Annotated in this window: 10 protein-coding genes; 7 read left to right on the top strand and 3 right to left on the bottom strand. The window is 58.4% G+C overall.

All coding sequences use genetic code 11. The features are described from left to right. Window positions 1-19 precede the first annotated feature (19 nt). On the bottom strand, window positions 20-1936 hold the full coding sequence (locus FJ398_09590; protein MBM3838203.1) for a tetratricopeptide repeat protein: 1917 nt from the start codon (window positions 1934-1936) through the stop codon (window positions 20-22). 590 nt (window positions 1937-2526) lie between these two features. Between FJ398_09590 and FJ398_09595 the strand changes: the two genes are divergently transcribed. Both FJ398_09595 and FJ398_09600 read left to right on the top strand, forming a co-directional pair. Next, entirely contained in the window at window positions 2527-2730 is a 204-nt protein-coding gene (locus FJ398_09595) for a hypothetical protein (GenBank protein ID MBM3838204.1), read from the top strand. Next, window positions 2711-2986 carry a hypothetical protein gene (locus FJ398_09600; protein MBM3838205.1) on the top strand — a complete coding sequence of 92 codons (276 nt, stop codon included), beginning with the start codon at window positions 2711-2713 and terminating at the stop codon, window positions 2984-2986. Before FJ398_09595 ends, FJ398_09600 begins: the two co-directional genes overlap by 20 nt. A 28-nt stretch (window positions 2987-3014) precedes the next feature. On the opposite strand, the gene FJ398_09605 is transcribed toward FJ398_09600, so the two are convergent. Continuing rightward, entirely contained in the window at window positions 3015-3365 is a 351-nt protein-coding gene (locus FJ398_09605; GenBank protein MBM3838206.1) for a hypothetical protein, read from the bottom strand. Between the two features lie 38 nt (window positions 3366-3403). Between FJ398_09605 and FJ398_09610 the strand changes: the two genes are divergently transcribed. Both FJ398_09610 and FJ398_09615 read left to right on the top strand, forming a co-directional pair. Beyond that, window positions 3404-3664 carry a hypothetical protein gene (locus FJ398_09610; GenBank protein MBM3838207.1) on the top strand — a complete coding sequence of 87 codons (261 nt, stop codon included), beginning with the start codon at window positions 3404-3406 and terminating at the stop codon, window positions 3662-3664. A 106-nt stretch (window positions 3665-3770) separates the two neighbouring features. Further along, a complete protein-coding gene (locus FJ398_09615) occupies window positions 3771-4040 on the top strand; it encodes a type II toxin-antitoxin system VapC family toxin (GenBank protein ID MBM3838208.1) in 270 nt (89 codons plus the stop codon). A gap of 69 nt (window positions 4041-4109) precedes the next feature. Here FJ398_09615 and FJ398_09620 read toward each other — a convergent pair whose 3' ends face one another. Then, window positions 4110-4715 (bottom strand): hypothetical protein, encoded by a 606-nt coding sequence (locus FJ398_09620; GenBank protein ID MBM3838209.1) that lies wholly within the window; start codon window positions 4713-4715, stop codon window positions 4110-4112. A gap of 242 nt (window positions 4716-4957) precedes the next feature. Here FJ398_09620 and FJ398_09625 point away from each other — a divergent pair, with 242 nt between their 5' ends. The 3 genes from FJ398_09625 to FJ398_09635 are packed head-to-tail and all read left to right on the top strand — an operon-like array spanning window position 4958 to window position 7439. Further along, a complete protein-coding gene (locus tag FJ398_09625; GenBank protein MBM3838210.1) occupies window positions 4958-5347 on the top strand; it encodes a BlaI/MecI/CopY family transcriptional regulator in 390 nt (129 codons plus the stop codon). Continuing rightward, window positions 5344-5715, top strand: a complete 372-nt coding sequence (locus FJ398_09630) for a hypothetical protein (protein ID MBM3838211.1) — start codon at window positions 5344-5346, stop codon at window positions 5713-5715. Before FJ398_09625 ends, FJ398_09630 begins: the two co-directional genes overlap by 4 nt. Further along, complete coding sequence (locus FJ398_09635; GenBank protein MBM3838212.1) at window positions 5640-7439, top strand: hypothetical protein; 1800 nt, start codon at window positions 5640-5642, stop codon at window positions 7437-7439. Before FJ398_09630 ends, FJ398_09635 begins: the two co-directional genes overlap by 76 nt. The last annotated feature ends 107 nt before the right edge of the window (window positions 7440-7546 follow it).

Here is a 7546-nt window from a genome sequence, read left to right on the forward strand (position 1 = left end):
AAAACCGATCCATGGGAAGTCACCGAGAATTCTGTCGAATCGACGCAGCGTGTTCCAGTGCTTCTTGCGCGGGGCGGAAGTCGGGAGCAATGCGCTGCGCTTGCCGGAATTGTTCAATGGCTTCCTCCCGTCTTCCGGCTTTCATAAGCACATCGCCCAGGGCAAGCCTGGACAGCAAAAGGCTCGGATGAAGTTTCACTACGGTTTCATGTTGAGCGATCGCGCCCTTGTAGTCTTTCGAGTCGGCCAGCAAACCGCCGAAGTTGTAGTGCAATTGCCAGTCGTTGGTCTTTTGAGTGATGGCCTGGCGATAGGTCTGAATCGCCCGGTCCAAATCTTCGCGGCGAAAACGGCTCAGGCGGTTGGATACGGAAAGTTCTGCCCGGCGCTGTCTCTCCGCGTGTTCCAGTTGATCGACGAAAGGCGGTTTGGCCGTCATCCGGGCCATGGCGTCGGCGACGTTGAATTCATCCCAAGCCGTGAACGCGAGCGCGTCCGCGCATTCCTTCCGCGACGGCAGCGGTTTCGCGGGAGACCCGAGGCCGAGCGCTTTTTCGACTGCGTCACGAATCGTTTGCGCCAGGAGATAATCGCCGTCGAACGTGAAATGGACATGGTCGTTGAAGAGCTTTTCGCCGGGAATTCCGTGGTCGCTCAATGCGCTTTGTTCAAATGCCCGCGCCGAATCGGCCAGGAAAATGCCTTGAGCTTCCATGCCCGAGGCCACTTGCTGGACGATTTCGTTCATCCGCCTGTCGGTGCGAAACTGCATCGCGTCTTGGTCCAACGCCTGGCGATAATGCTCGCGCGCCTTGTCGAACTGTCCGATCGCGGCGTAACAGCGTCCGAGTCGGAAATGGAGTTCGGCGAAATGATCGTCCAGGCGCAACGCGTCGGAGAAATGCTGAAGCGCCTTGTCGGGCTGGCCGTTTTTCTCCGCGACCGCGCCTTCCTTGTAAGCGGCTTCCCAGCGATTCTTCTCCGAGTCGGTTAGATCCGCGCGATGCAAGGAGCCCAGCGGCGGGAAATCCATCAGATTCACGGCCACGGTCGAGACGATGGCTTTGGCTCCGGCCTTTTCGATCACGCGGCAAATGTCCTCCAGGTTCGCGCGGAAATTATCGTAAACGGCCTGGCGCCGCGGATCGTGGATCGTGAGGCGGTGGCGGCGGAAGTATTCGACGTCCTGCTGGCGGGATTTCGAGGGGTCGGGCTTTTGCGCGAGGCGAATCGTCGATTCCAGCCACTGGGCCGTGCGCGTGGATTTCATCCATTGACCGAGGCGAAGCAACTTCAGATAGGACGTAAAGTTGAACCCGGTTGGATCCGGCGCGTGCAAACCGATGGCCTCGTTGTTGCCCATGTAAATGACGAACAAATCCGACTGAAGGCGCGCGCACTCGCGCGCGATCGGCAGGATGATGTGGGAATTGATGCCGCGCATCGCGGCATTGATGACCTCGAACTGTTTGTCGGGGAACTGGCGGCGCAGCATCTCTTCCAGAATTCGGGCGAAGCCGAAGGCGGGGTCGGGCGTGCCGGCGGCCGCGGATTCGCCCAGGATGAAAACGCGGATCGTGCCGGGCGGTTTCTGGGCAGGAACAAAAATCGGGTGCGGAACAGTCGCGGTCTCGCGCGGATAGAATTGCCAGCCAAACTTTCGATTGGTGGTCAGAGTCGCGCCATCCTCCAGCTTCACAAAGAAGCTTGTGGGATAACCGTAGCCAAAAACGCGAAGCCCCGCTTCGAGCGCAACCAGGAACAAAATCGGGAACAACCCGAAGAGCGCCAGCCGGAACAGCCAGAGCCGCCTGCGTGGGACTGGATCGTGTCGCTCGGCGGCCTTTGGAGCTTTGGCGCCGCTTGCGAGTGCGGTGGGTCCAGGATGGTCCCCTGGTTTTGGGTGACTCGACGGCCTGCGCTTTTTCTTGGACATACTCAACCGGAATCCGAAGCACGAAATCCGACCCAAACCGGATCATGGCGCTTCTCGTGCATGGAGACGACGCGGGACACTAAGGGCGGGCGCTGCGACCGTCGAGCCGATTTCGAGGCAGGGCTGGCGAGTGGCTCGAAACCAGGCATGGATCCCGATTTGCGTTGGTCGGGACGCATTCCGGGACGCATTCCAGGACGCATTCCAGGACGCATTCCACCGCGTCCCATTTCAACTTTAAGCGCGACGCGCAAACAGGTCGAAATCCTCTGACGGCGGCAAGAAGACGGACACAGAATCAATCGTTTGGCGCAAGCTTGACGGCATACTGGCTGAGAAAATCCGCCTCGCCCAATCGACGCGGGTTTTCTTTGGAATCCTGTTCGAGAACTTTTTGAGCCAGGCGCGCGAACGCCAGGCTCTTTGTCGGCCAGAGCATGACCGCCGGCCTCGCCGCCGCGGCTTCCTCATGGCCCAAATGCTGATGATTTGAAAGAGCAGCGCGCGTGCCTCGCCTGCCGCATTGGGCGATTTACCGGATGCTTCAATTCCCGCATTGCAACCGGGAAGCGACAGGATAAATTCTGACCATGACAACGAAAGCAGCGGCGGCCAACGGCACGGGCGAGCAGGACGCGAAATATCTTGCCGAGATCGGTGGATATATTTCGGAAATCGCGGCGATTCGCCGCAACATGAAGAAGACGGACGCTGAAATCCGCCGGCTCGAAGCCTCGACCCGCCGAAAACTCGACCACATTCGCGCCAATCTTCATGTGGAAAAAGCTGCTTGAATTGTTTCGCGGTCAAGTCTTCCTGGCCAGAGAGGTTCAGGAAAACAAAGAGAATCTGGCGCGTCTGCGCCGGGAATTCGATGATTTGAGCGACCTCGTCGTCCGGCTGCAATATAAACTGCGCTCGGAAATCCGCAGTCTCCGCGAAGAAGAACGACACGAACGCGAGAAGCTGGTGCTCCGTCTGGAAAACACGCTGCTGAAATTCGAGCGACAACTTCCTCCGCCAAAAGAAACCAGGAAACTCAAAGGATAGCGCAGGCTCAAGAAACCTTTCTGACATTTCATTGGCGAAACTTTTCGTGGCGTTCGTAAAGGCGCAGACGGGCTTGAAATTTCTCCACCAGCTTTGAATCCTGTCGCTCCGGCGAGAGAAGCGAGATGGCCTTCTGTTCCATGATGATCGCTTGGTCCCATTGATCCTGTTCCGCATGGGCCGCGGCCAACGTGTCCACGAAGCCTGCCTCCTTCCAGCGATTCTTCTCGCACGCCTCACCAGCCAACTTCAGGGCTTTAGTGCCATTCCTAACTGCCGCGTCCTGCGCAGTTGCCAGGACCCAGGCGAGGCTGTTCGGGGGCGAGACCAAAACGGCCTGGCGCAGACTGGCGAGAGTGCTCTCCCTGGACGCGTACACGGCTTGATGCGGCTGGGAACCGCTGATATTTTTGGACCATGAGCACGGTAGAACTTGCCGTAGAGAAAGTGAAAAAACTCTCCGAGAGCCAAGCCCAAGCTTTGCTCGAATGGTTGAGAACACAACCGCCACATCAAGGTGCCGCGAGCCAACCGCGCGCTCCACTTGAAAAGGAGCCTCTCTGGATGAAGGACTTTGGCGCCTTCGGACAAACGCCCGAGACGCGAGCGGAGACCCGCCGAATCCAGAAACTGATCGACGACGAATTCGAGAGCCTGGAGCCGGAGGAGACACGGTGATCCTCGACACAAATGCGCTCTCCGCGTTTGCCGAAGGAAACCAAGCCGTTAGGGAAACCATCGCCAATGCCGCTGGCCCGTATCTTCCAGTGATTGTCCTCGGCGAATACCGCTTCGGATTGATGGGAAGCCCCGAGCGGGATCGACGCTTGCATTGGCTGGAAGCGCTGGCTTCGCATTGGACGGTTCTGAAAACGTCACTCAGGAAACGGCCGTGCTCTATGCCGAGATTCGCCAGACGTTGAGGCAACGGGCGACTCCGATCCCCTCCAATGACACCTGGATCGCCGCGCTTGCTCGGCAGCATGGGCTGCCGGTGCTCAGCAATGACAGGCATTTCGACCTCGTTCCCGGTCTTGTTCGCACTGGTTGGTAGGCAAAGCAGTCATCAGCTTGCATCGATCATTTTTTCTTGGGCCGCGGTTCTTCAGAGCGGAACATTGGCTCAGCGGTGCATGGCGGCCTTTTCTTCTTTCTGCCACTGCGACACCTGTTCTGGAGAAGCCGCCCTCCAGGCGTTCCAATCTTTCGCCTGATCCCGATTGTTCAATGTCCCATCCCAACTGTGAGTCACAAACCAGTGCCCATCGGAGGAAAACAGGACATCTGTGATTTGCGATTCGTGTCCTTCGAGCATCAACGATTCCTTTCCGGTGGACGCATCCCATAGCCTTATCGTGTGATCTCCACTGCCACCCCCTGTCACGATGCGTTTGCCGTCCGGAGAAAAGGCCACCGCCGTGATCGCCCCGCTGTGCCCTTTGAGAGTCGCCAGTTCTTTGGCGTTGGCTATGGGCCAGAACTTCGGCATGGCGGTATTCCATACCTTGGCCGTCCCATCGCTGCTCGCAGTTACAATCTTTCGTCCATTCGGAGAGAAAGCCCACGTCATAACGGCAGCGTGCGGCAATTCCAACATTTTACCACGATTGCCTTGAAGGAGCTTAACAGTTTGATCTCCGTTACCATGGTCAACCAACACGGACAAACCATCCGGATCCGGTTGGCCGCCGCGTGAAAGTACAGGATTCATTGGACCCATGTTGGGCAAGAATAATCTGGGGGGATTGGTTCCACTTTGAGTGTGAGACCGCCCCTTATTGTCTGTACTTCCCACACCTTGGCTGTTTCATCCCAACTGCCGGTAATAATCTGGTTGCCGGCCGGAGAAAAGGTGACTGATTTGATCCATTCGAAAACGGGCTTGCCAATTACTATTAGTCATAGTACTACGGTCAGTCGTATGAATTCCTGCCCTCGAAATTCTCCCGGCTCAATCTTCGTTGTCCAGATATGAAATCCAAACTCATCGACCGCTTCGGTTCCCTCCAGAGGCAAATCATGGAGATCCTCTGGGAATTAGGGGAAGCCTCCGTCCATGATGTGCGCGATCGGCTCGCCAAGAAAAAACCTCTCGCTTACACCACCGTGCTCACGGTCTTGCAGAAACTGGAGCTGGCGGGCTGGGCCAAGCATCGCGAGGATGGCCGGAGCTACATTTATGCTCCGGCGAAAACTCGAATTGAAGCCGGCTCCGGCGCGCTCCAGAATTTCATCAAGCAGGTCTTTCAAGGCGATCCGCTCCTGCTTTTCCAGCACCTCGTCGAGACGGCCGACCTGGATGAGAAGGATTTGGCCGAGCTCAAACGCATCATCGACGAAAAGAGAAAGGGACTGAAATGACCAACCTGCCTGTTCCAATCGAGCCGTTCTTGTGGGATTGCTTCTGGCAATCGTCCGTTTGTCTGCTGCTGGGCTTGCTGGGAGGCCTTTGCTGGGCCAGGCGTCCGGCCCGCGCCCATCGAGTCCTGTTGCTCGCGCTGGGGGCCGCGCTGCTCGCGCCGCTGCTCAGCCTGGCGGTGCGCCATTACGGTTGGGGAATGCTGCCGCCGCGGGTCTCGGCGGTCGGCCACAACTCCGTTGGACCGACTCCGACGGCGCCTGCCCTGCCCTCTCCGCAGTCAGCCGCGGCTGAATCTGCCCAGGCCGCGGAGACATCCGTCGCCACGGAAGCGCTGACCGAAGCGCGCGCGCGCGAAAAACGGCGCTGACGCCAGGCCGCGGAGCCGCGAAACATCCGGCACGATTCCGCTGGCAAGCGATCGTCGCGTCCATTTGGGCTCTGCTCAGCGCGCTGGCTGCTATACGTGTTGGGTTATCGATTCTTCGAGGCCTGGCGTTGATCAAGCGGGCCAGACCCAATTCGAATGGGGCCATTCAAAACGCGGCGGAATTGGCGGCGGCCAAACTGGGAATCCGGGCGACTCCGAAAGTTTGGGTCTCGAAGGAAGTTGGGTGCCCGGTAATCTGGTGCTGGGCGAAGCGGCCTTTTCTGATCATCCCGGCGGGTGCTCTCTCCTCGCGCGGCGACCTCGACTGGGAGGGTTTGTTCTGCCACGAACTGGCGCACTGGAAACGCCGCGATCATCTCGCCGAACTGTTCGCGGAATTGGCCGCTGTGCTTTTCCCCTGGCAACCGCTGGTCTGGTGGGCCAGGACGCGCCTGGCGCATCTGGCGGACGCGGTTTGTGACGAATGGGCGCTCCATTCCGGGCAGATCGGACCATCCTATGCCAATTCCTTGCTGGAACTGCTGCCGCAAGTTCGACCGGTCGGCGCCATCCCTGCCGTGCGCGACCGCCGGAAACTCGAACGGCGCATTCGACGAATATTGAATGATAACTCTCCGCAGCCGTCGGCGGGTGCCCTGTGGAGTCCGTGGATAGGAATCGGGATGGCCTTGGCGAGCGGTCTCCTGGCGTTTTTGCAGACTCGTGCGGGTTCCTTGGCTTCTGCCGAGGTTCAGGCAACGGTCAGGGATGTCCCGCAGATTCAAACCCAAACGACCGAGGATGCGACGAAACCGCTGCAGACAGCTTCAGCGCGCCGGCTCGTTACGGGCAATCGTAGCGATTTCTTCGACGACTCTGAGAACTTAGCCCTCTCGCCGGATGGCCGTTATTTGGCCCGAGTCAGTTACAACAGGGAATTGATCTTGGTGGATACAAGTGTGGGCACGCAAAAAAAGGTGGCCGAAAGGTGTGAGTGGGGCGTGGTCTGGTCCGCCGACGGCAAACGAGTTGCCTATGGAAGCTCGCCTGACGGCGTCCCGACGGCGGCAAGCACCTGGACCAATCGAGTCGTTCGAGCCGTGGAGATTGACACTGGTAGGTCCGAAGTCTTGTGGGAAGGGGATCTCAACATCGAAGATTGGTCTTCAGAGAATCAAGTCGTGTTGGGCTTCCGCGAGTGGAAGTCAGGCGGGCCCAATTCTTTCCTTGTCAATTTGCGATCGGGAAAAAGAACCGACTTTGCGGGAGACCGGATCGCTGAAAGCTATCCGCGGCGCCTCTCGCCGGATGCGAAGTTTATTGCGTACTGCTCTACGGGCGACGTGTCAGAGCTTTGTATCCATGATATTGCGGCTTCAAACCGCGTTGTCCTGGCCGGTTTGCCAGGTAAAAAGAGTGACCCAATCTGGGGTCCGGACGGTAAGCACTTGGCCTTTCGGTGTTCGCAGCCCGGCGCGGGGCAGGAGCATCAGGACCTTTGGTGTGTTCAGGTGCGGGACGGCAAGTTCGTTGGAACGCCGTTTCCTGTGATGGGCGACGTAGGCGCCGTGAAGTTTTACAACTGGTCGCGCAACGGGCAATTGGCCTACGGCGTCGCATTCAAACAACGGAGCGGATTGTATGCGCTTCCGGTGAACCCGGAGACGGCCCAGGCAACAGGTTCGGTTCGATGGTTAGTCAGGGCTAAGTGGTCCATTTCATAAATACGCTCACGTTCGCGGCAAGGGATTTTTCGGCCAGACGAGGCGCGAGCGACGAGCATATCCCGAAGTGGATCTGTAAGGAGCAAGCAACGAAGTCTGGCGAAAAA

The organism is Verrucomicrobiota bacterium, assembly GCA_016871535.1.
Lineage (GTDB): Bacteria > Verrucomicrobiota > Verrucomicrobiia > Limisphaerales > SIBE01 > VHCZ01.

Coding starts and splice junctions, on each gene's coding strand:
- FJ398_09590 (MBM3838203.1), bottom strand. CDS start 1,936: ATGTCCAAGAAAAAGCGCAGGCCGTCGAGTCACCCAAAACCAGGGGAC.
- FJ398_09595 (MBM3838204.1), top strand. CDS start 2,527: ATGACAACGAAAGCAGCGGCGGCCAACGGCACGGGCGAGCAGGACGCG.
- FJ398_09600 (MBM3838205.1), top strand. CDS start 2,711: ATGTGGAAAAAGCTGCTTGAATTGTTTCGCGGTCAAGTCTTCCTGGCC.
- FJ398_09610 (MBM3838207.1), top strand. CDS start 3,404: ATGAGCACGGTAGAACTTGCCGTAGAGAAAGTGAAAAAACTCTCCGAG.
- FJ398_09625 (MBM3838210.1), top strand. CDS start 4,958: ATGAAATCCAAACTCATCGACCGCTTCGGTTCCCTCCAGAGGCAAATC.
- FJ398_09630 (MBM3838211.1), top strand. CDS start 5,344: ATGACCAACCTGCCTGTTCCAATCGAGCCGTTCTTGTGGGATTGCTTC.